This window comes from Aestuariivita sp. (assembly GCF_021404545.1).
GTDB lineage: Bacteria > Pseudomonadota > Alphaproteobacteria > Rhodobacterales > Rhodobacteraceae > Aestuariivita.
Genome location: NZ_JAAWWD010000066.1, coordinates 20,286 through 41,658, shown reverse-complemented (window position 1 = coordinate 41,658; position 21,373 = coordinate 20,286). Strand labels below are relative to the sequence as shown.

The 21,373-nt window shown below is 63.2% G+C and carries 18 protein-coding genes; 5 read left to right on the top strand and 13 right to left on the bottom strand.

The annotated features are described in order from the left end of the window. Window positions 1–29: 29 nt before the first annotated feature. A complete protein-coding gene (locus HEP69_RS21610; RefSeq protein ID WP_290560588.1) occupies window positions 30–1,970 on the bottom strand; it encodes an NAD(P)/FAD-dependent oxidoreductase in 1,941 nt (646 codons plus the stop codon). A gap of 181 nt (window positions 1,971–2,151) precedes the next feature. Here HEP69_RS21610 and HEP69_RS21605 point away from each other — a divergent pair, with 181 nt between their 5' ends. The 5 genes from HEP69_RS21605 to HEP69_RS21585 all read left to right on the top strand — a co-directional run bounded on the left by HEP69_RS21605 (window position 2,152) and on the right by HEP69_RS21585 (window position 7,183). Beyond that, window positions 2,152–3,429, top strand: coding sequence for a serine hydrolase domain-containing protein (locus HEP69_RS21605; RefSeq protein WP_290560587.1), 1,278 nt, complete (start codon window positions 2,152–2,154; stop codon window positions 3,427–3,429). Continuing rightward, window positions 3,426–4,571 (top strand): C4-dicarboxylate TRAP transporter substrate-binding protein, encoded by a 1,146-nt coding sequence (locus tag HEP69_RS21600; RefSeq protein ID WP_290560586.1) that lies wholly within the window; start codon window positions 3,426–3,428, stop codon window positions 4,569–4,571. The genes HEP69_RS21605 and HEP69_RS21600 overlap by 4 nt, the downstream gene beginning before the upstream one ends. Before the next feature lie 61 nt (window positions 4,572–4,632). Then, on the top strand, window positions 4,633–5,163 hold the full coding sequence (locus HEP69_RS21595) for a TRAP transporter small permease (RefSeq protein ID WP_290560585.1): 531 nt from the start codon (window positions 4,633–4,635) through the stop codon (window positions 5,161–5,163). Next, entirely contained in the window at window positions 5,160–6,467 is a 1,308-nt protein-coding gene (locus HEP69_RS21590) for a TRAP transporter large permease (protein ID WP_290560584.1), read from the top strand. Before HEP69_RS21595 ends, HEP69_RS21590 begins: the two co-directional genes overlap by 4 nt. A gap of 29 nt (window positions 6,468–6,496) precedes the next feature. Next, entirely contained in the window at window positions 6,497–7,183 is a 687-nt protein-coding gene (locus HEP69_RS21585; RefSeq protein WP_290560583.1) for a helix-turn-helix domain-containing protein, read from the top strand. Between the two features lie 79 nt (window positions 7,184–7,262). On the opposite strand, the gene HEP69_RS21580 is transcribed toward HEP69_RS21585, so the two are convergent. From HEP69_RS21580 to HEP69_RS21525, 12 genes are all read right to left on the bottom strand, one after another. Then, window positions 7,263–7,937, bottom strand: a complete 675-nt coding sequence (locus HEP69_RS21580; RefSeq protein ID WP_290560582.1) for an isochorismatase family protein — start codon at window positions 7,935–7,937, stop codon at window positions 7,263–7,265. A 102-nt stretch (window positions 7,938–8,039) separates the two neighbouring features. Further along, entirely contained in the window at window positions 8,040–9,086 is a 1,047-nt protein-coding gene (locus HEP69_RS21575; RefSeq protein ID WP_290560581.1) for an ABC transporter substrate-binding protein, read from the bottom strand. Between the two features lie 79 nt (window positions 9,087–9,165). Next, entirely contained in the window at window positions 9,166–9,951 is a 786-nt protein-coding gene (locus tag HEP69_RS21570; RefSeq protein WP_290560580.1) for an ABC transporter permease, read from the bottom strand. A gap of 1 nt (window position 9,952) precedes the next feature. Next, window positions 9,953–10,774: an ABC transporter ATP-binding protein gene (locus HEP69_RS21565; protein ID WP_290560579.1), complete on the bottom strand. Its 822-nt coding sequence runs from the start codon at window positions 10,772–10,774 to the stop codon at window positions 9,953–9,955. Then, on the bottom strand, window positions 10,771–12,924 hold the full coding sequence (locus HEP69_RS21560) for an acetate--CoA ligase family protein (protein WP_290560578.1): 2,154 nt from the start codon (window positions 12,922–12,924) through the stop codon (window positions 10,771–10,773). Before HEP69_RS21560 ends, HEP69_RS21565 begins: the two co-directional genes overlap by 4 nt. A 106-nt stretch (window positions 12,925–13,030) precedes the next feature. Further along, complete coding sequence (locus tag HEP69_RS21555) at window positions 13,031–14,596, bottom strand: 3-hydroxyacyl-CoA dehydrogenase (protein WP_290560577.1); 1,566 nt, start codon at window positions 14,594–14,596, stop codon at window positions 13,031–13,033. Next, a complete protein-coding gene (locus HEP69_RS21550; protein WP_290560576.1) occupies window positions 14,593–15,786 on the bottom strand; it encodes a CoA transferase in 1,194 nt (397 codons plus the stop codon). Before HEP69_RS21550 ends, HEP69_RS21555 begins: the two co-directional genes overlap by 4 nt. 3 nt (window positions 15,787–15,789) lie before the next feature. After that, window positions 15,790–16,449 carry a cysteine hydrolase gene (locus HEP69_RS21545; protein WP_290560575.1) on the bottom strand — a complete coding sequence of 220 codons (660 nt, stop codon included), beginning with the start codon at window positions 16,447–16,449 and terminating at the stop codon, window positions 15,790–15,792. Next, window positions 16,436–18,388: a TRAP transporter fused permease subunit gene (locus HEP69_RS21540; protein ID WP_290560574.1), complete on the bottom strand. Its 1,953-nt coding sequence runs from the start codon at window positions 18,386–18,388 to the stop codon at window positions 16,436–16,438. Before HEP69_RS21540 ends, HEP69_RS21545 begins: the two co-directional genes overlap by 14 nt. A gap of 79 nt (window positions 18,389–18,467) precedes the next feature. Then, complete coding sequence (locus tag HEP69_RS21535; protein WP_290560573.1) at window positions 18,468–19,463, bottom strand: TAXI family TRAP transporter solute-binding subunit; 996 nt, start codon at window positions 19,461–19,463, stop codon at window positions 18,468–18,470. Window positions 19,464–19,537: 74 nt separating this feature from the next. Continuing rightward, window positions 19,538–20,455: an oxaloacetate decarboxylase gene (locus HEP69_RS21530; protein ID WP_290560572.1), complete on the bottom strand. Its 918-nt coding sequence runs from the start codon at window positions 20,453–20,455 to the stop codon at window positions 19,538–19,540. Continuing rightward, window positions 20,452–21,372: an oxaloacetate decarboxylase gene (locus HEP69_RS21525; RefSeq protein ID WP_290560571.1), complete on the bottom strand. Its 921-nt coding sequence runs from the start codon at window positions 21,370–21,372 to the stop codon at window positions 20,452–20,454. Before HEP69_RS21525 ends, HEP69_RS21530 begins: the two co-directional genes overlap by 4 nt. Window position 21,373 lies beyond the last annotated feature (1 nt).

Sequence of the window (21,373 nt, the reverse complement as noted above, 5' to 3'; positions counted from 1 at the left end):
GCGGCGCGTGCATCGGTGATCGTCGGGCTTCAGGCCACGGCGTCTTGGCTGGGGCGATGCTTTGCAACAAGGTAATCGTCCAGCGCGGCATGGCGGGTCATCCGCCAGAAATCGTCGTTGCGCCACGGTGTGATGGCAAGCACCCGGCCGCGCGTGTTGCGATACCAGTTATCCATCCCGGGATGGGTCCACACCATGCGCTCATGCGCGGCATCCACTTTTTCATTATAGGTGCGGTAGACATCCTCGCGCACCTCGACCGTCTCGATGCCGGCCTCGAACATCTGCTCCAGCAGGCTCATCACGTAGTCCATCTGGTTTTCAATGGGTGTGATGATACTGCCCCCGTGTCCCAGCCCGACATTCGGCCCCAGCAGGGTGAAGAAATTGGGAAACCCGCTGACCGCCGTTCCCAGATAGGCGCGCGCGTCATCACCGTCCCAGGCCTCGGTCACGCTCAGGCCATTGCGCCCACGCACCTCGTAGGACGACAACAGCGCCGTGGCCTTGAACCCGGTTGCGAGGATCAACACATCCGCCTCGTGGCGCGTCCCATCGCCCGCGATCAGGGTCCGGCCCTCGATCCGCGCCAGCCGCTCCGCGACCAGATCGACATCGGCGCGCGCCACGGTCCGGAACCAGCCATTGTCCAGCAACATCCGCTTGCCGAAGGGCGGATAGTCGGGCATCACCTTGTCCAACAGGTCCTGACGGTCGCCAAGCTCCTGGCGCATATAGCTGACGAAATGTCGGCGATGCGCGTCATTCTCGGCATTGAGCGCGGTTTCGGGGTAAGGCCAATCCGGGTCCTTTTGCAACGAGGGGTGGATGCGGTCGTTAAAGGTCCATGCCAGGCGCTGCCGATACCACGCCTGATAGAGAGGCACCTCGCTCAGCAGGAAGCGGATCGCGTCGGGCACCTCCTGGCGGAACTTGGGGAATGGCGCGGCCCATTGCTTGGACCGGGCAAAGATCGTCAGATGCGAGACCTCGTCGGCGATGGCAGGGACAACCTGCATCGCCGTGGCCCCGTTGCCGACAATCGCGACGCGCTTGTCGGCCAGGTCGAACGCCTCGGGCCATTGGGCGGTGTGAAAGCTGGGACCGTCAAAACTGTCCAGCCCGTCAATGGGCGGCACGTGCGGGATGTTCAGAACCCCCACGCCAGAGATGACGATATCGCTTTGATGGGTCTCGGTCTGGCCTTCGGGGGTCTGGATTGTCACCTGCCAGGACCGCGTGTCCGCATCCCATTCAGCCTTCTGCACCGGGGTGTTCAGCCGGACATGCGGCAGAATACCGTGGGCCTCGGCCACGCCGTGGAAGTACTCGTAAAGCTCGTCGCGCAAGGCAAAATAGTGCTGCCAGTCATGCGGCGCGAAGGAAAAGGAATAGAGGTGGTTTGGCGTGTCCACACCGCATCCGGGATAGCGGTTCTCGTACCACGTCCCGCCGACCGAGGCGTCCTTCTCGAAAATCTCGAACGGGATGCCCGCCTGTTTGAACCGGATGGCGGCACAGATGCCCGACACGCCCGCACCGATGATGATGGCGCGAAACCCTTTGGGTACGTTCAGCCGTCGCGGCACCCGCGCATCGGGACCGATCCCCAGACCAGCGGCCACGTTGCGACCATATTCCGGCGGGATCGGCTCACCCATCGACACTTCCAGCATGCGTGCCAGTATCTCTGGCGACGGTTCGGGCAATGCAAGGGGCGTGCCCCGGTCCCACGCGGTCATCGCGTCGAAGGCGGCGGCGCGGATCTCGTCCTGCACGTCGGCGGGCAACCCGCCACTGTCATTGTCGTCCAGGCCGCGCCCGCGCTGTGGCGCATAGGGCGCATCCAGCCAGCGCAGATCACCCGTCATCTGGACAAGCACCATCAGCAGGGTGGGCACATTGGCAATCGCAACGGCCTCGGAAAACCGGGTGTGCCGGTCCTGTGCCAGTCCAGATGTGTCGGTCATCGTCTCTCTCTCCTCCGCGGCGATTGGGCCGGGCCATCCTAAATCTCAGCCTCTTGACAAGCAGATCATTCTGGGTAGCGTACTAAAATGATTGTTTTAAACAGCCGTATAAATGTGTCAAGACGTCAATTTCTTGAGTGCGTTGGAACGGTCGGGCCATGCCCGGACAGGAGGGGGACAGTTGCCGGACAAAGCGATTCACGGGCACATAGAGCCGGGGTTTGAACCGGTTCGCGCTGCTTTCGCAGAGAATTTCGACACGCGTGACGAGCTTGGTGCGTCGGTGTCGCTGGTGGTTGGCGGGCGCTGCGTGGTCGATCTGTGGGGCGGATCGGTCGCGCCCGAAGGTGGGGCCTGGCAGGCCGACACGGTGCATGTCGTGTTTTCGTGTACCAAGCCGGCGACGGCGCTCTGCGCACATGTGCTGGCCGCGGGCGGGGCGCTCGATCTCGACGCGCCCTTGCGCGATATCTGGCCCGAGCTGCTGGCAGCTAAGGCAGGCGCCACCCTGCGGATGATGCTCGATCACAGCCTGGGCCTGCCTGCGTTGCGCGAGACGGTCAAGCCAGACGCGCTGACCGACACCGCCTATATGACCGATCTTCTGGCCAGACAGGCGCCGTACTGGACCCCGGGCACACGCGTCGGTTATCATGCGCTGACCTATGGCTTTGTGATCGGAGAAGTCGTCCGTCGCGTCACGGGCCAAAGCCTCGGTACGGTGTTCCGCAATGAGATCGCCGCGCCTCTCGGGCTGGACTTCCACATAGGCCTGCCTGCCTCGGAAGAGGGCCGGGTCGCGCCCGTGCTGCCCTATCGCCCCGGTCGGGACGAGCCTGCCAGCGCCTTTATGGAGGCCGCGCGGCAAACAGGGACGGTAACGAACGCCTTCACCTTCAACTCGGGCGACTGGGCGGTGCGCGGGGTGAATACCCGCGCCGGGCGCGCCGCCGAAATCGGCGCGGCGGGCGGTGTCGGCAATGCGCGCAGCCTTGCCAAGCTTTTTGCCGCGCTGGTCGAGGGCGGCACCAAGATCGGGCTTTGCCCCGATCAGGTCGCCGATTTCGCCGAGGCCTCCTCGGCCACGCATTGCGACGAAACCCTGCGGGTTCCGACCCGGTTCGGTCCAGGTTTCATGCTGCGTATGGACAACCGCGCCGCGTCACGGAGCGGTGAGGGCTTTTTGATTGGCGATCATGCGTTCGGCCATATCGGCGCGGGCGGATCGGTGGCGTTCGCCGATCCCGATGCCGGGCTGGCGTTTGGCTACACCATGAACCGGCTGGGTCCGGGGCTGCTTTTGTCACCGCGCAACGTGCGCGGGCAGGCCCTGATCGACGCCGCATATACCTGCCTGGGCTATCGAATGACGACGCAGGCGCGCTGGACGCGGAACGCGTCCGAACACAGGCGACCAGACACACCGGACGCGCATTACCAAGGGAGGACTACCACATGATGAAACCCCGACACCTTGCCGCGGGGCTGACCGCCACCGCGCTTGCCCTCAGTGTCACCATTGCCGAAGCGCGTGAGCTGACATTTGCCATCGGCCACCCGCCGGGCTCGTACCTCATCGCCGGCGGCGAACGCTTTGCCGACGTCCTGTCGCAAGAGACCGACGGCGCGCTCGGCGCGCGCGTTTTCCCGATGTCGCTGCTGTCGATGGCCGAAACATCGGCCGGGCTGCGCGAAGGGCTGGCCGATATCGGCGCGGTGATGAGCACCTATTTCACCGCCGAATATCCGCATACAAACATGATCCTCGACGCCTCGATGCTGCTCAACACGATGGGCGATGAGGCGCGCGGTGTCGCCGGTCTGGCCTATGCCGGGGCAATGGCCGAGTTCATTTTGACCAAATGCCCGGAATGCAACGCTGAATTCGCGGCGCAGAACCAGGTCTATACCGGCGCTGCTGGCACACCGGGCTATGCGCTCAACTGCACCAGGAAGGTCAGTACGATGGACGAGCTGGACGGCGCACGCCTGCGCATCGGCGGCGCGAACTGGGCGCGCTGGTCACAGGCCATCGGCGCGACCCCGGTCACCATGTCCGGCAATGAAATGCTCGAAGCGTTGTCGCAAGGCGTGCTCGACTGCATCCTGTTGTCGGTGCCGGATGTGCAGAACTTCGGCATGGGCGAGTCCGTGACACACATCACCATCGGTGCGCCGGGCGGGGTGTATGTGGCCTCTCTGTCCAACATGAACCGCGACACCTGGCAAAGCCTTGGCGCGGATGAACGGCGCGCGGTGATGCGTGCGAGCGCCGAAGCGTCCGCAGTCAGCACATGGGCCTATCAGGTGGGTGAGGACGAGGTGCTTGAAAATATCCGCGCCGCCGGGGTGGAGATTCACGAGCCCGACACAGCCGTGCTGGAACGGACCGCGGCCTTTGTCGAGGATGACCTCGCCACGCTGCGCGACACGTATCAGGACCAGGGCGTGGCGCGCGCCCAAGAGATGCTTGCAGAATTCCGCCCGCTGCTGCGGAAATGGGTCGACCTGACACAGGAAATCTACAGCGCCGAGGCGCTGGCCGACCTCTACTGGAGCGAACTCTACTCAAAAGTAGACGTCACCACTCACGGTCAGTGACGAACCGCCCCGGCCAGACCCGCGTGGTGTGGCCGGGGCCCCTTGGACAAGAGGCAGCCTCATGCATTATCTGGGCCGGGCCGTGGCGGGACTGTCACGCGCAGCGACCATTCTGGGCGGTATCTCCATTGCCCTGATGATGGTCCATGTCACCGCCGACGTGGTCATGCGCTATGTCTTCAATCGGCCGCTCACCGGGACTCTGACCGTGGTGACCTACTACTATATGATCCTCGCGACCTTTCTGCCCATGGCCTTTGCCGAGCGTCGGCGCGCACATATCTCGGTCGAAGTGCTGACCGAGCTGATGCCTGCACGGCTGCGCCATCATCTCAAAGGCTGGATGCTGTTGCTGACGGCCGCGGTTATGGGGCTGATCGCATGGCGCACCTTTGACGCGGCGATTAAAGCCTGGGATCTGGGCGCCAGCCAGATTCAGGGTGCCACCCGCATTTCTGTCTGGCCTGCCTATTTCGCGCTTCCGCTTGGTACCGGGTTGATGGCCGCGGTTCTGCTGCTGCGGTTCGGCAGCTATCTGACCGGTCGACCGGACGGGCTTGACGAAGATACAGAACACGGAGCCCGTTCATGACCGGCGTCGAAATCGGGCTGTTGGCGCTGGCACTGATGCTGGTGCTGATCGCGCTCAGGATGCCCATCGGACCGGTTCTGATCGGCGTGTCCTTTTGTGGCCTCTGGGCGCTTCTTGGCTGGCGTGTCGCCTGGGGGTCGCTGGGGGTGATCCCCTATCAGTTTTCGGCGAACTGGATCCTGTCCTCGGTACCGATGTTCCTGCTGCTGGGCTTTATCTGCTATCACACCCAACTGACACAGGGTCTTTTCAACGCGGCACGGTTGTGGCTGTCAGGCCTGCCGGGGGGGCTGGCCATCGCAGCGATCTTTGGCTCTGCAGGGTTCGCGGCCGTCTCGGGGTCGTCCGTGGCGTGTTCGGCCACCATGGGACGCATCGCGGTCCCTGAGATGCTGAAGGCGAAGTACCATCCCGAGCTGGCCACCGGCACGGTGGCCGTCGCCGGCACGATCGGGGCGCTTATTCCGCCGTCGATCATCCTCATCCTCTATGGCATCGTGGCCCAGGTCTCGGTGACACAGCTGTTTCTCGGCGGGATCGCGGCAGGCGTGCTTACGGCAATTGGCTATGTCATCGTCGTGCTGATCCGGGTCTGGCTGAATCCTGCGCTCGCGCCGTCCTTGGACGACCGTGCAAGCATGACCGAAAAGCTATTCGCCCTGCGCGAAACCTGGCCGGTTCTATTGCTGATGATCGGGATCTTCGGCGGGCTGTTCTCGGGCGTGTTCACCCCGACGGAGGCCGGAGCGGTGGGCGCGGCGCTGGCAACCCTGATCGCGGCCCTGCGGGGCAGCCTGACCTGGAAGCGGTTCACCGATGCGATTGTGGAAACGGTTCTGACCACCTCAACCCTGATCATCATCGGTATTGGCGCCAGTTTGCTGACGCGGTTCCTTGCCCTGTCGGGCACCGGCGGCTTTCTCAGCGATCTCGTGCTTTCGGCAGAGGCGGGTCCGATGACGATCCTGTTCGGCATCGTGCTGCTTTACCTGCTGCTGGGCCTCTTTCTGGAACCGATCGGCGCGATGCTGTTGACCCTGCCCATTGTCCTGCCCATCGTCTCGGACGCGGGGTTCGAGCTTTTGTGGTTTGGTATTATCCTCACCAAACTTCTGGAAATCGGGATGATCACACCACCCATCGGAATGAACGTATTCGTCATCAAGTCGGTGGTGGGAAACCTGGTCTCCACCTCGGCGATCTTCCGCGGCATTCTGTGGTTTCTTCTTATGGATCTGATCGTGCTGCTGGTTCTGGTGCTGGCACCGCAGGTGATCCTGTTCCTGCCGCAGACATTCGGTTAGAAGATCCATTCCAAAGGCAGAAGGCATCCATGACCCGCAACAACGCCCCGCAGAAGAACGCTCCGGCAGACCCGGCCGAGGAACGCCTCAAGGCATCCGCGCAGCGCCTGTTTTCAAAGCGGGGCATCGACGGTGTCTCGGTCCGCGATATCGTGGCCGAAGCCGGGCTGCGCAACGGGGCATCGCTGCATTACTATTTCCGGTCCAAGGACGGGCTGATCCGCGCACTGGTCCTTGATGGAGCCAATCGCAGCGACACCGCGCGACGCAAAGCGCTGGACGCGTTGGAGGCCAGAGGGGAGACGATCACGGTTCGCGACATCATCAAGATGCTGGTGGATGTCGAAACCCTTCCGCAGGGAGAAGAGAGTGCGCCCAGCGGTTTTGGACATATGCGTTTCATCGTCGCGTTGCAGATCAACCACCGCCGCCTGATGGACGAGGCATTGGACGGGCACAGCAACATCGGCTATCGTCGCAGCCTCGATCACATGCGCGCCTGCCTGCCCGGTCTGCCTGCCGATATCCTCAATCAGCGCTTTATCTTCATGTATATCAATCTGGTCACGATCCTGGCGGCGCGCGAAGCCGCGTTCGAAGCGCATCCCGAAGGGGGCAAGCTCTGGTCGTCGCCCGAAGCGCTGCCCAATCTCGTGGCCACCCTTGCCGCCGCAATCGAGGCGCCCTGGCCCCTGGTGTTTGATCCCAAGGTCTAAAGATGCGGTCCTTTCGTTGGAACGGGCGCCAGCAGTATCAGAAAGCTGCGTGGCCAGAGCGCGCCATCCCTGCTGAGAATCAACCGTAGCGGGCGGTCAGCTCGGCACTGACATAAGCCTGAGTTTCCACGTCGGCAAACTTCATATCCATATCAAACAAACTGGCCAGACCCGCCGAAGGGCTCCGGTCTCCGACCGCGTCCTCGACCACGATCACCCGGAAATTGTGGGAAAACGCATCCGTCACGGCGGCGCGCACACAGCCGCTGGTCGAGATGCCGACCACGACCAGGGTGTCCACCCGATCATAGCGCAGGAAGGACTCAAGCGGGGTCTGGAAAAAGCACGAGGGTTTGTTCTTTTCGATAATCACATCGGCGGGCGTGGGTGCATAGTCATCGGGCCATGCGTCGGCGCGGGTGTCCGTGGTGTACCCGTGGCTTTCGGCAACAGAGAGTTTGTGGTTCCAGATACCGCGCCGCACAGGATGATTCCGGTTGTCGCGCCGACTATAGTAGACCGGCAGGCCAAGGTCGCGGAATTGCCCGGTCAGCTCAATGATCGCGCGGCGCAGCTCGGGCATTTCGCGCGCGCACATATCGTAGGACGGGTCGACAAACATCCAAGTCGTGTCGATGTTCAGCAAGGCGGGGCGTTCGCCAAAACCGATGCGTGCGCCAAAGCCTCCCTTTCGGTAAACCGCGAGCTCCTCGTCTGGCACATGGCCTTGCCATTTTTCAAGCTTGTCGGACATCGTCCATCCCTCCCGAAGCTATCGTCCTTGCAGTCGAACGCCCGCCCCGTGGACCGAGGCGAACGTCAGCGTCAGCCGAAGCCAACGCTTGTTAAGCGGATCTCAGTTCGACGGGCTTTCCAACATGTCGTTGGTGAACGCCGCATCGATATCGAGACCGTCAAGCTTGTTTTCCGAGAACCTGTTGAGGAAGGTCACGACCCGCTCCATCTGCGCGCGCGTGATGGCCTGCGATTTGGGATAGGCCGGCAGAACAGATGTCCAGGCCTGATCGAAAAGCGCTTTCTCCACTCTGGGGAAGGTGCTGTCGTAGACCCTATCCCGGATCTCTTCGGTGAGCGCCGGGTCGTGCATGGCGGTTTGCGCGCGCTGGATCGCGCCCATCATCCGCTTGGCCAGATCGGGGTTCTCGTCGATCCAGCCCTGACGGCTGTTGACCGAGATATAAAGGTGCCCATCCAGCGCGGGAAGCTGCCCCGCCGCGGTGTTGAACAGCAGATAGCCGTCATAGTTTGCGATGGCGGTATCGCTGGTCGGGTTCGACAGCGTAAAGGCATCGATCCGCCCGCGCGAAAAGGCCGCAAGGATTTCGTTGCCGCCGCCGACAAAGACAACCGTGGCGTCACGCTCGGGGTCCAGACCTGCTTCGGTCAGCATATACAGCGCCAACTGGTGGGTCCCGCTGCCCGCGCCGGTGACACCGATACGCGCACCTTCAAGCGCGGCCAGTCTTTCTTCGATGGTACTGTCGGCGGTCAGACCTTTCTCGCGGGCGAACTCACCGCGCATGACCACATTGGACGCATATTGCGTCATGATCGCGCCAATGATCACAGTGTTGGTGTTCTTGGAAGCAGCCCGCAACGCCGCCGAGGTGGAGCCGATATAGACATCCATGTCGCCACCCAGCACCGCCGCCATCGCGGTGCCGCCGCCAGCCTTGAACACTTGCAGGTTGGCGTCGATGTCGGCCTCCTCGAAATAGCCCATCACATCGGCCACATAGACCGGCAGATAGAGCATTCCGACGCTGGGCATGGCAAAATTCACCCTGTCCTCAGCCTGAACAGGCTGTGCGGCCCCAAGCGCAAGTGCGCCCGCCATGGCCGCCGCGGCGGCACCCTGTTTGATTTTCTCGAGCAGTGTCATTCTTTCCTCCTTGTCGGTGTGAACGCCCCGGTTTGGATCCGTGGCCATTTTGCGGGGCCAGGCCCCGAGGTGATTTTCGTCAGATCGACATTTCGCGTTTGGAGTTCAGGTCTCGCCAGGGCATGGCCTTGGCCTCCAGGAGCTTGACCGCGGCGTTCAGAAAGAACGCCATGATCATGATGCCGATCAGAGCGGCAAAGACGCCGGTCGTGTCGAATTGCCCTGCCGAGTTTGCCAGCAGATAGCCCAGTCCGCGATTGGAGGCGATCAGCTCACCCACGATCGCGCCGATCAGCGCATAGGGCACCGACAGGCGGAGCCCGGTGAACACCCAGGTGATCGCCGAAGGCAGCACCACCTTGAACAACAGGTGCTTTTCGGTTGCCCCCATCAGACGCAGAATGGCGACCTGTTCACGGCTGACCGCACGCACGCCGGTATAGGTGTTCAGGAACACCAGAAAGAACACGATGGTCGCGGCCAAATAGATCTTCATGTCGATCCCGATGCCGAACCACAGCACAAAAAGCGGCGCCAGCGCGACCTTCGGCAGCGAATAAAACATCATGATGAACGGATCGAGCACTTCGGCCACCAGTTCGGCCCGGCCCAGCCACACGCCGAAGATCATCCCGATCATCCCGCCCAGCAGGAACCCGCCAAGGGCTTCGATCAGGGTGATCGCGCCATGGTAAAAGATGGTGCCCGACATCACCCACCGGCTGAATTGAACCGCGATGGCGCTGGGGCTGCTGATGAAGAATTCCGATGCCAGACGGCCAGACGAAAACTCCCAAAAGCTCAGCACCGAGACAAGGAAGGCCGCGCGCAGCACCCAGATATACGTTCTGCTTGGCGTCTCCATATCAGCGGTCCTCCGTGATGGATGGGGCAAGCACATCCCACAGGTCGGCTGTGATCGTGCGGTAGTCGGGATCCTTGCGCAGATGCAGGATGTTCCGATCGGGGGCGAGCGGCACGTCGACCACGCGTTCTATCGTGCCCGGTCGGCCGGTAAAGACCACGCAGCGGTCGCCGATGGCCACGGCCTCGTCCAGATCATGGGTGACAAACATCACCGTTTTGTTCAGCCGTCGGCAGAGTTCGCGGATCTCGATCTGCATGCGCATCCGAAGCATCGCGTCCAGTGCCGCAAAGGGCTCGTCCATCAGCAGGGTTTCGGGGTCATAGGCCAGGAGCCGCGCCAACGCACAGCGTTTGCGCATCCCGCCCGACAGCTGGTTTGGATAGGATCCGCCAAAGCCCGACAGGCCCACGGTCTCCATCAACTCCTCGACCTGCGCCTTGATCTCGGGCTTCGACAACCCCTTGATTTCCAGCGGAATCGCAATGTTCCCGGCCACGTCGCGCCAGGGCAGCAGGTGATCGCTTTGCGTCATATAGCCCACCGCCGGATTGTAAGGCTCCACCGGTTTTCCTGCGTATGACACATCGCCCGCCGTGGCCGGATAGAGGCCCGCGCAAATGTTGAGCAAGGTGGATTTGCCGCAGCCCGACGGACCGACCAGCGTAAGAATTTCGCCCTGATACACATCCAGATCGATGTTCTCGACAGCCTGCAGGAGTTCGCCCTTGACGGTGAACTGCTTGCCGATGCCGGAAAATGAGATCAGGGGTGCGCGCGGGTCGTCGTCCGGCGCGGCGCTTTGTGCTTGCATGGTGGTCATCCGGCCTTTTTTCTCTCTGACTCCGTCGTTTCCTGAGCGGTGGCGCCTTGCGCCACGACCAGCGCATCAAGCGCCAGCACACCATTCCCTTGCTCTTGGATCATCAGCGGGTTGATTTCCGCCTCTGCCACGGCGCCGCAATGGGCCAGGCGCGACAGCGCGACAATCGCGTGTGCCACCGCCTCCAGATCGCCGACAGGGCGATTGCGGTATCCCTTGGCCGCGCGCAGAGATCGCACCTCGTCGATCATCTCGCGTGCGATGGGCAAAGTGACCGGCGCCACACGCATCGTGGTGTCATCAAGAATTTCCGCAAGCGTGCCGCCTGCGCCCAGCATCACCATCGGACCCATGGAGGGGTCCAGCCGATAGCCGATCAACGCCTCGGCCACGCCGCCGCGTTCCATCTTTTGCACCAGAACGCCTTTCAGGACGGCGTCGGGATGCGCCTCGGCCTGGGCGCGCATCAGCGCGTTGAACCCGTCCACAACGGCGGAGGCCTCGGTCAGCCCCAGCAGCAGACCACCGCTGTCGGACTTGTGCGAGATATCCGCCGACACGATCTTGAGCACCACCGGCCCACCGAGCCGGTTGAAAATGTCGCGGGCCTCGGCGGCGCTGGTCGCCAGCGCGCCATCGGGTCCCGCGATGCCCAGCAGATCGCAAACCCCGCGTGAGGCGACCTCATCCAGAGCGCGGGTGCCGACAAGCTTCAGCGCGCGGCTTACCTGGTCGGCCAGGTCCGTCTGCGGGGCCACGTCGGGCTGAGGTTTGCGACGGAACAGGCGTGCCCGCAGCCCTTCGACACAGGATTCAGCGGTTCGGAACACGGCCAGGCCCTCATCCGTGAGGATCCGCCTCGATTGGTCCGCCGCAGGAACAAGATAGACCCCAAGCGGCTTGGCCGCTGCCGCAAAGCCGCGCAGGGGTGCCACCGCCAACTCGGGATGGAATTGCGAGGACGACCCGATCACCATGGCGATCGCATCGACCTGATCACTGTCCATCAACGCCTCGAGCACGGCGCGCACCAACTCAGGCCGGGTTCCTGCCAGCGTCAGATCGATCAGGCCGGAGCTGCCGCCCGAAATCCCATGGCTGGACAGAATGCGCTGGATCTGCGGCAAGGGCGGCGCCAACTGCATCGCGGCGCCGGCCAGCATGTCGACCACCATCGCCCCACCGCCCCCCGTCGTGGTGACCACCGCCACCCGCGCGCCGGTGGCCGCAGATGCCCCGGATGCGGGCCCGAAGAACAGCGGCGGTGCTTCAAAGAGGGTTTCCAGGATACGGACCCGCGCGATCCCCAGATGCGCCAACAGCGCCTCTGCCGTGGCGTCGTCCCCGGCAAGCGCGCCGGTATGGGTGGCGGCCAGATCGCGACCGGCTTTGGAACGTCCCAGCTTGTAAGCCAGAACAGGCTTGCCCGCCGCTTCCGCTTTTCGCGCAAATGCGGTCAGGGCCGCGCGATCCTGAATAGATTCGAGAAACAGCAGCAGAGCTTTGCAGCGCGGGTCGTCGACCATCATCGCACCGATTTCGCCCACCGTCAGATCGACCTCATTGCCGACCGATACCAGGCTCGAATAGCCGATGCCACGCGCCTCGCCCTGAGACAGGAGCGCACCGATCATGCTGCCGCTCTGGGAGATCACGCCATACCCGCCGCGCGACAGGTTCGCCATCTCAAGGGTTGCATTGGCGCTGCATGTAAATCCGTCCGTGTCGATGATCCCGATGGAATTGGGCCCAAGCAGGCGAATGCCGGTCTCGCGGGCAAGCCGGATCAGCGCAGCTTCGCGAGCGCGCCCTTCGGGGCCCGCTTCGGCAAAACCGTCGCTGAGGATGGTCGCGCAGGTGACCCCCGCGGTAACGCAGGAGCGGACCGCCTCGGCGACCCGATCGGCCCTGACCATGATAAAGGCATGATCGACCGGGCCCGGCAAATCGCGGACGCTGGGATGACACGGGGTGGCTCCGATCACATCGACCGATGGGTTCACCGGGTAAATCGCGCCGGCAAATCCGTGTTTGAGCAGATAGTTCAAGGGGCGGGCCGACGTGCTGGACGGATTGGAGGATGCCCCGATCAGCGCAACGGAACGGGGCTTGAAAAGCGCCCGGGCAAGGTCCGATCCACTGTCTGACATTCCGCTCCTCCCACATCGCGCTGCTGTCTGTTCAGCGCTTTCTCCGCCGACCCTCGGCTGGCAGCGCTGAATTGTATGGTAGACTTATCTTTAATACTTTTTCAAGTTATTTCGCACCGGCTCCGGACGCCCGCCCTGGATTTTGTGCCAGCGGGTCAAAACTCGGTTCAGCGCGCAGCGACAGACCCAGCATCGCGCGGCGTTTCAGCCATGGGCTGGGGCGATAGCGTGGATCGCCGTAGAACTGGTGCATCCGCTCCAGAATCAGGAGGATATGGCTCGGCCCGATGCTGTCCCCCCAGGTGAGCGGGCCGGTCGGATAGCCCAGCCCCAGGCGCACGGCGGCGTCGATGTCGTGGACGCTGGCGATGCCCTGTTGTGCAAGATCGCAGGCAATGTTGACGATCAGCGCAACCGTGCGCTGACAGACAAATCCCGGGCTGTCGGCGATCACCGCCAGGGCGTGGGTGTCGGCAAGCCAGCCTGTCACACGAAAAAGGGCGGCGGCGTCGGTCGCGACCGTGGGCATCACCGTCAAAAACGGATCCGGGCCGTGACCAAAGAGCGGATCGATTGACACGCATCTTGCGGCATCCAAGTTCCGTGCCGATGCCTCGGTCGTGGTGTCGTGGCCTATAGGCGCCAGGATGATGACGCTTTGTGCGCCGGGTGCGGCGCCGCCATCAATGGCTTGGGGCGGGAAGAGGGATATCAAACGATCCCGCCAGGGCGCCTCGATTGCGCCCAGCCAAACCGCCCCGCCATCGCCCGGCGGCACTGCGGCCTCGGCGACAGGCTGCGCCTGGCCCTGGGCCGTATAGGTGTAGAACCCCTCTCCCGATTTGCGACCGTAAAGGCCTGCTGCGACCCGCCGATGCAGGATCGGTTGCGGGCGAAAGCGCGGTTCATGATAAAAGCCGTCATAGATCAGGTCGAACACCCTGGACGACACGTCCAGCCCGGTAAGATCCAGAAGCGAAAATGGTCCCATGCGGACCCCTGCGGCCTTGGTCAGGATGTGGTCGATCTGTGATGGGGTGGCGATGCGTTCCTGCACCATGCGCAACCCCTCGGTCGTGAGGCCTCGTCCCGCATGATTGACCAGAAAGCCGGGCGTATCCGCCGTGCGCACCGCGGTGTGGCCGAATGCTTCGGCGAACTCCGACAAAGATTTCAGCACCGCCTCGGAGGTGCGTTCACCGGCAATCACCTCGACCACCTGCATCAAGGGCACCGGGTTAAAGAAGTGAAACCCGGCGACGCGTCCGGGATGCGCGCACCGTGCCGCGATGGCTGAGATCATCAACGACGAGGTGTTGCTGGCCAATATGCATTCAGGGGCGACGATCTGTTCCAGCTCGGCCAGCAAGGCCTGCTTGACCGCAAGCTCTTCGGCGACCGCCTCGATCACGAGGGTGCACCCGCAGAGGTCCCGCAGGTCATGGATGACCCGGATACGATCCGGCGCGCTGCGCGCGATGGCGGGATCCAACCGGCCTTTCGCGGCCAGCTTGGCGATCATGTCAAGCGCGTGGTCCCGTGCGGCCTGGGCCACCGTCGGGTTGGTGTCGTAGGCCAGCACATCTGCCCCAGATTGGGCAAGGACCTGGAGAATTCCACGCCCCATGATGCCGGTTCCGATAATGGCTGCTGGGCTCAGGGGCGGTGTCATGGGCATTCCTTCAAATCTGTATCTGCTGTCCCAAGAACGGCACGCGTCTGCGCGCCCAGGTTTGGGGCGATTCCCGGCGGTAGCACGCCATGGTTAGAAAACCGCAGCGGCGAACGGGCTGTCAGCACCGCCGGAAGGCCGGGATGGGCCTGTCTGACAAAGAGCGGGTTGTCGGTGCTTGCGCGGGGATCTTCAACCAAAAGCTGGGAGGTATCGCGATAGGCGCTCCAACAGATGGCTGTGCCCGCGAAGGCCTGAGAGATCTGGGCCAGGCTGCGCGTGGCTGCCCACGCCTCGATCAGCGCGCCGATGGCATGGCGTTCGGCATAGATCTCCGGGTCGGTATCAAATCTGCGACCACTCCTTGCCTCTAACCTGGCGATGTCGGCATCAAGCCCGGTCGCTGCAATCAAGGCGCGCCATTGCTTGCGGGTGACGGCCGTGACCATGAACCAGCGCCCGTCCGCAGATCTGAAATCCCGCCCGAAACTGCCATAGACCCAGTTGCCATCCCGCGCGCGCGGCGCGCCGGTCAGCTCGGTCTCGGCCAGAATACCGACATTGGCCATGCACTCCATGGCGATGTCCGACAGGCTGAGCGCCAGATGCTGTCCCTTACCGGTGCGGCTGCGCTCCAGCTCGGCGGCCAGCAGCCCCATGGCCAGCGTGCGCCCGCAGATGATATCCCAGACCGGCACCGCATTGTTGATCGGTCCCTGGTGATTGCCCGGGCCTGTCATCATCGCCGCCCCGCAGGCGGCGTGAACGGTATAGTCGATGGCGGACATCCCGTCGGGGCTGCCATCGAGGGTCACGATGATCGTGCGCGGATCGCGCTTGAGCAGTTGCGCGGGCGACAGGGCATCCTTGGTCGGTAGGTTGGTGACAAAGACGCCACCGCCCGGCGTGGCCGCAATCAGTTCCGCCGCCCGTTCACGGCCCTCAGCCGCGCGCAGATCAAGCGTGGTCGACGCCTTGCCGCGGTTCAGCATCGACCAATAGAGGCTGGTGCCCGAGGCAGCCAGCGGCCAGCGGCGATAATCCAGACCGCCTTCGGGCGCATCGAACCGGACAACCTGCGCACCCAGCTGGGCAAGGCTCATGGTCGCAAGGGGGGCCGCGATGAATGCGGTCGCCTCGAATATCTTGAAGCCGCTCAGCGGCCCGGCGGGTGCCGTGGCGTGGCTCATCCCTCAGGCTCCATCCGCCCGGACGAGGAGCGTCAAGATCTCCTCGGACGGGGCCACCATAAAGCGGTTGCGCATCAGCGCGAGCGAGGCATCGTGATAAGCCGCATTGCTGCTGGCGACCGCATCTTCGGCAACGATGGTATAGTAATCGTGATGCGCGGCACTGCGGACGGTGGATTCAACGCATCCTTCGGTGTTCGCGCCCAGAAACACGACCGTCTCGATCCCGTTGGCGCGCAGGACCAGGTCCAGGGCGGTCTTGTGAAAGGCATCGGGCCGCATCTTGTCGATCACCGGATCTTGGGCGCGGGGGATAATCCCGTCACAAAAGGCAGCGCCCCAGCTTCCGGGAAGGGTGTAGTCGGAGCTTTTGCCGTCGCGCAGCTTGAGCCGCAGCCAGGCAGGGCTGTCGCCCTGGCTGTCCGGCAGCGTCACCTGACGGACAAAGACCGTCATCACCCCCAAGTCCTGCGCTTTGCGGATCAGGTCGACCATCACGGGCAATTGTCCATTGGCCAGTCCCATGTCCCGTCCGGCGCGCGCAAAAACCCCCTCGGGCGCAAAGAAATCGTTCTGGATGTCGATGGCAATGACCGCCGTGCGCGCCGGGTCCAGCATCTCCTGCAAGGTTTCCTTGATAAGTCTGCCGTTATGGTTTCGCATCTGGGGATATCCTTTGTGACTGTGGCGGTGCCTTGGCGATCCGCATCCGGTGGTAAAGCACCACCGCACCGAGCAGGCCCGCGCCGATCAGCGTCATGGTGAGGCCGGGCAAGATGAGAACGAACGCCGCGACGGCAAGCGCGATCCGTTCGACAAACCTCAGCGGTCCGAACAGATACCCCGCCATCGCCGCCCCGATCACGATCACACCGATCAGCGCGGTGATCGAATGCAGCGCGATGGCCGGGGCAGTGCCAGACATCAACAATTCGGGATGAAAGACGAAGACGAACGGAATGATGAACGCGACCAGCGACAGCCGAACAGCCAGCAACGACGCCCGGACCCAATCGGTGCCCGCCATGCTCGCCGCGATGAAGACTGTGGCGCAGAGCGGCGGTGTCAGCCCGGCGATGATGCTGAAATAGAAGATGAACATATGGGCCCCGATCGGTTCGATCCCCAGGCGGACCAGAGCCGGGGCCACAACCGCGGCGGCCAGAAGATAGGCCGCCGCGGTGGGCAGACCTGTGCCAAGCAGCATCGACACCAACATCGCGAGTATCAGCGACAGCATCAGCCGGTCCTGTCCCAGAGAGATGATGGAATTGGTGAACGACACGCCAAGCCCGGTGGTCGAGATCATCGCCAGCAGTATCTGCGCCCCCGCGATCAGAACCGCGATAGTGACAAGAGCTATGCCTGCGTCGATCACCGTGGCGCCCAGGCTCTTGATCCGCCGTACCAGATCCGACCCGGACTCTGCCGCGATCACATAAAGGCCCACCAGCAGAACAATGGCAGAAAAGGCCGCCAGCGCTGGTGAATAGCCATTCACCATCAAGGCGATCAGGGCGAAGAGGGACGCCAGCACCGGCCCCGCCTTGCGCAGGGTCAGAACCTTGGTGAGCTGCGGCATCTGTGCTGCATCGACAGGGCGATAGCCCAGCCGCAGGCTTTCGAAATGGATCCCCGCGAGACAGCCAAGGAAATACAGCATCGCGGGAATAAGCCCCGCGACCATGATCGACACATAGCTGACCCCCAACAGCTCGGCCATGATGAACGCGCCCGCACCCATGATCGGCGGCATGATCTGCCCTCCGGTGGAGGCGACAGATTCCACAGCGGCGGCAAAGGACGGCCGGTAGCCCAGACGCTTCATCAAAGGAATGGTAAAGGCACCGGTGGTGGCCACATTCGCCGCAGCCGACCCCGACACGCTGCCGAACATCGCGCTGGAGATCGTCGCGACCTTGGCACCGCCCCCAGTGCTGCGCCCACCGATCCTCATGGCGATATCCATAAAGGTCTGCCCGCCCCCGGTCCGCAACAAAAAGACACCATAGATCACGAACAACGCGATCACGTTGGCCGATATCCCGGTCACCATCCCGAAGAGGCCGCGATTCGACAGGTACAGCACTTCTGCCGCCAGTTTCGGATCAAGGCCGCGATGGGCGATCACGTCGGGCAGTACCGGACCCAGCAGCGCATAGCCAAGGCCAAGCAGACCCAGAATGGGTATTGTCCAGCCGACAACGCGTCGGCACCCTTCCAGCACCAGCAGGGTCATGACGATGCCCAGAACGAAATCGACAGTGTTGGCGCGGAACGTGAAACCCATTAGCCGGTCATAGCTGAACACGATGTAAAGCGCCCCAAACGCGGCCAGTGCGGCCAACAGCGCATCGATCAGCTTCAAGGGCATGCCCCGCGCGTCCTGGCCTCGAAATCCGAACAGAAGGAAGGCCAGCATCAACGTGCCGCCGACATGCAGCGCCCGCTGGATCAGGTCGGGAAACGCGCCGAACGCCCCGGTATAAAGGTGAAACCCAGTCATCGCCACCGCCAGCGCCGCAATGCACGACCACCGGAGCGAGCGGTCGCCGGGGTGACGAACCGGGTCGGTCTTCGTCTGGGTTATGGCATCCGGCATGGCGGCCCTCTTGTGGCGTCAAATGGGTCAATGGCCGATGGCTGGCCCGATCCCGCTTGGGAGGGGCCAACCGGCAGGCTTAGAGACCCGGCGGCAACAGCCGTTCGGGCACCTCATGACCCTGTTCGCGCAGATAGCGCACCACGCCGCGATGCAGGGGTGTCTGGGCGCGCTCTAACGTCTGTTGGACGATATCCAGGCCCGCGATGGCCCCATAGGACTCGGCGACTTTGTCGACGTTCTCAACCACGGCCTTGTAGATGTCATAGGCTAGGTCTTCGGGCATATCCTTGGTGGTGCCCATGGTAATGAACACGACCCTCAGGTTCATCGGGCCGGTCTCATAGGGGGTCTCGTCGACCTGCATAAAGTCGAAATGCGGATACTGCGCCTGAACCTTGGCGATATCCTCGTCGGTCCAGTTCAGGATGCGGATGTCGCGGGCGGTCTGCGCGTTCAGGATGGCGCTGTCGGGTGACGCGGGCGGGCCCGCCTTGGTGAAACCGACGATGCGCCGGTCCTGAAAGGCCGTGATTGCATCGCTCATGCCGGTCCGGAACCAGTCGGGTTCAACCCCCAGCGCGCCCAGCCCCTCGAAAGAGGCGCGCTCCGTGCCGGACCCGCGCCCGCCACCGTTGAACGACTGACCCTGAAGATCGCCGATTGCCTGCACATCGCTTTCGACATCCACAACAAAGAAATAGGCCAGCGGCGTCGTGGTCCAGAAGGTGCGGAAATCGGGATTGGGTTGCCCTTCGAACGGGCCGAGACCCTTGTAGTACTCAAACAGATCCGGCTCTGCCATCATGCCCCAGTCGACCTGCCCTTCGCTGAGGCGGCGCATATTGTCCAGCCCCCCGCCCGTTTCGACAACGCTGACATTGACATCGTCCAACGCTGTGTTGAGCACCTGAGCCACCGCCACATGATAGGCATAAAGCGACGAGGCCTGGCTGGTTGCGCCGATGGACAGCTGCCTGGTTTCCGCACTGGCGATGCTGGCGGCACCGCAGATCGCAGCGACGCTCAAACACCCGAATGCGCCTCGTTTAAACTTCTGGACTAGGTGGGTCATCTTGGTCTCCTCTCTGTTGTGGTCGTGTTTTCTTGTTGTGCGTCCCTTCGGCCGGCCAGACCGCCGCTATGCGGTCAGTCCGCTGCCGCGAACTTCTCTTCCAGCGCTGTCCAGTCTGAATAGTCGAACAGATCCCATAGCTCGCGATGGCTGAGCATGGCGCCCTGCATGGCCTGCGTGCTGCCGGTCTGGTTGAGGACCTGCAACAGGCGCGCACCCTGATGCGCGATCAGCCGGGTAAGCGAGTTGGGGTAGATCGCCAGCCGATACCCCAATGCGGACAGTGCATCCGCCGGCAGGATCGGCGTGCGCCCGCCCTCGACCATATTGGCCAGACAAGGCCGGTCCACACAGGCGTTGATCCGGCGCATCTCCTCGCGGCTCTCGGGCGATTCGACAAAGATCACATCGGCCCCGGCCTCGGCATAGGCTGCGGCACGATCCAGCGCGGCCTGCAATCCCAGCGCGGTCCGCGCATCGGTTCTTGCGATCACCACGAAATCATCGTCGTCCCGCGCGTCCACCGCCGCCTTGATGCGCCCGACCATTTCGGGAATGCCGACCACGTTGCGACCCGGCTCATGGCCGCATTTCTTTGGCCAGTTCTGATCCTCGATCTGGATCGCGCTCACACCTGCGCGCTCCATCTCACGCACCGTCCTGATCACGTTGATCGGACCGCCATAGCCGGTGTCCACGTCACAGATCATCGGCAAATCGACGCTATCGGTGATGCGGCGGGCGCGCTCGATCACCTCCCCGTACGAGATCACGCCCATATCGGGGGCGCCCAGTGAGGTCATCGAAACGCCAGAGCCGCTGATATACCCCGCAGCAAACCCTTGGGCGGCGACCAGACGTGCCGTCAAACAGTCGAAACACCCCGGCACCATCAGCAGCTCGGGCCCGTTGAGACCCGCGCGCAACCGCGCATTGCGCCCCTCTGCCTGGGCCAATCCGATAGGATATCCTGGCTTGTTCGATCCGGTCATGGCCGCGCGCCCCGTGGCGCGCCGGTCGGGTATTTGCGATCCAGATCGTCCTGATCGAGAAAGCGGCGCTCCAGCTCATAAACGTCTTCCATACCCAACAGCCGGTGAGTGTCGGTGAAATCGGCATAGATATCCTGATCGGGACCGGTTCCGCCTTGGGTCTTGATGTGCTCAAGCGCGGCGCGCATGCCCTTGATCGCTCCCAGTAGCAGGCTGACCGGCAGGCTGACCCGGGCGACACCGGCATCTTGCAGACTGGAAAAGGTCATTCCCGGCGGTGTCTTGCCGCCTTCGACCATGTTCACAGCCAGGGGCCCATCGATGCGGTCAGCCAGCATCCGCACGGTTTCCATGCTGTCCACGCCATCGACAAACACCATATCGGCCCCGGCGAAGAAATAGGCATGCGCCCGCGCGACCACGGCATCGGGTCCGTCGACCGCCAGCGCGTCAGTGCGCGCGTTGAGAATGAAATCGGGATCGCTGCGCGCCTCTGCCGCTGCCGCGATCTTGCCCGCCATCTCGGCGGTGGAGATCAGCTCCTTGCCCGCAAGATGGCCGCATCGTTTCGGCATGACCTGATCTTCGAGATTGATACCCGCGGCGCCTGCCCGCTCGATCGCCTGGACCGTAAACCAGACATTCACCGCATTGCCAAAGCCGGTATCGCCGTCGGCCATGAAGGGAATGTCCACCGCACTGGATATTGCCGCCGTCCGTTCAGCCATCTCGCGCATCGACAGAATGCTGACATCGGGCAAGCCGAGGTGACTTGCCGTGATGCCCAGGCCGCTGGCCTGAACCGCGTCGAAGCCCGCCTCCTGGATCAGCTTGGCCGAGAGCGGATCAAACGCGCCGGGCATTACCAGGAGTTTGGGGCTCTGTATCAGCGCCTTAAGACGTGCGGTCGCCTTCATG

Coding starts and splice junctions, on each gene's coding strand:
- HEP69_RS21585 (WP_290560583.1), top strand. CDS start 6,497: ATGACCCGCAACAACGCCCCGCAGAAGAACGCTCCGGCAGACCCGGCC.
- HEP69_RS21560 (WP_290560578.1), bottom strand. CDS start 12,924: ATGTCAGACAGTGGATCGGACCTTGCCCGGGCGCTTTTCAAGCCCCGT.
- HEP69_RS21600 (WP_290560586.1), top strand. CDS start 3,426: ATGATGAAACCCCGACACCTTGCCGCGGGGCTGACCGCCACCGCGCTT.
- HEP69_RS21525 (WP_290560571.1), bottom strand. CDS start 21,372: ATGAAGGCGACCGCACGTCTTAAGGCGCTGATACAGAGCCCCAAACTC.
- HEP69_RS21545 (WP_290560575.1), bottom strand. CDS start 16,449: ATGCGAAACCATAACGGCAGACTTATCAAGGAAACCTTGCAGGAGATG.
- HEP69_RS21555 (WP_290560577.1), bottom strand. CDS start 14,596: ATGACACCGCCCCTGAGCCCAGCAGCCATTATCGGAACCGGCATCATG.
- HEP69_RS21565 (WP_290560579.1), bottom strand. CDS start 10,774: ATGACCACCATGCAAGCACAAAGCGCCGCGCCGGACGACGACCCGCGC.
- HEP69_RS21590 (WP_290560584.1), top strand. CDS start 5,160: ATGACCGGCGTCGAAATCGGGCTGTTGGCGCTGGCACTGATGCTGGTG.
- HEP69_RS21595 (WP_290560585.1), top strand. CDS start 4,633: ATGCATTATCTGGGCCGGGCCGTGGCGGGACTGTCACGCGCAGCGACC.
- HEP69_RS21530 (WP_290560572.1), bottom strand. CDS start 20,455: ATGACCGGATCGAACAAGCCAGGATATCCTATCGGATTGGCCCAGGCA.
- HEP69_RS21535 (WP_290560573.1), bottom strand. CDS start 19,463: ATGACCCACCTAGTCCAGAAGTTTAAACGAGGCGCATTCGGGTGTTTG.
- HEP69_RS21580 (WP_290560582.1), bottom strand. CDS start 7,937: ATGTCCGACAAGCTTGAAAAATGGCAAGGCCATGTGCCAGACGAGGAG.
- HEP69_RS21550 (WP_290560576.1), bottom strand. CDS start 15,786: ATGAGCCACGCCACGGCACCCGCCGGGCCGCTGAGCGGCTTCAAGATA.
- HEP69_RS21540 (WP_290560574.1), bottom strand. CDS start 18,388: ATGCCGGATGCCATAACCCAGACGAAGACCGACCCGGTTCGTCACCCC.
- HEP69_RS21570 (WP_290560580.1), bottom strand. CDS start 9,951: ATGGAGACGCCAAGCAGAACGTATATCTGGGTGCTGCGCGCGGCCTTC.
- HEP69_RS21610 (WP_290560588.1), bottom strand. CDS start 1,970: ATGACCGACACATCTGGACTGGCACAGGACCGGCACACCCGGTTTTCC.
- HEP69_RS21575 (WP_290560581.1), bottom strand. CDS start 9,086: ATGACACTGCTCGAGAAAATCAAACAGGGTGCCGCCGCGGCGGCCATG.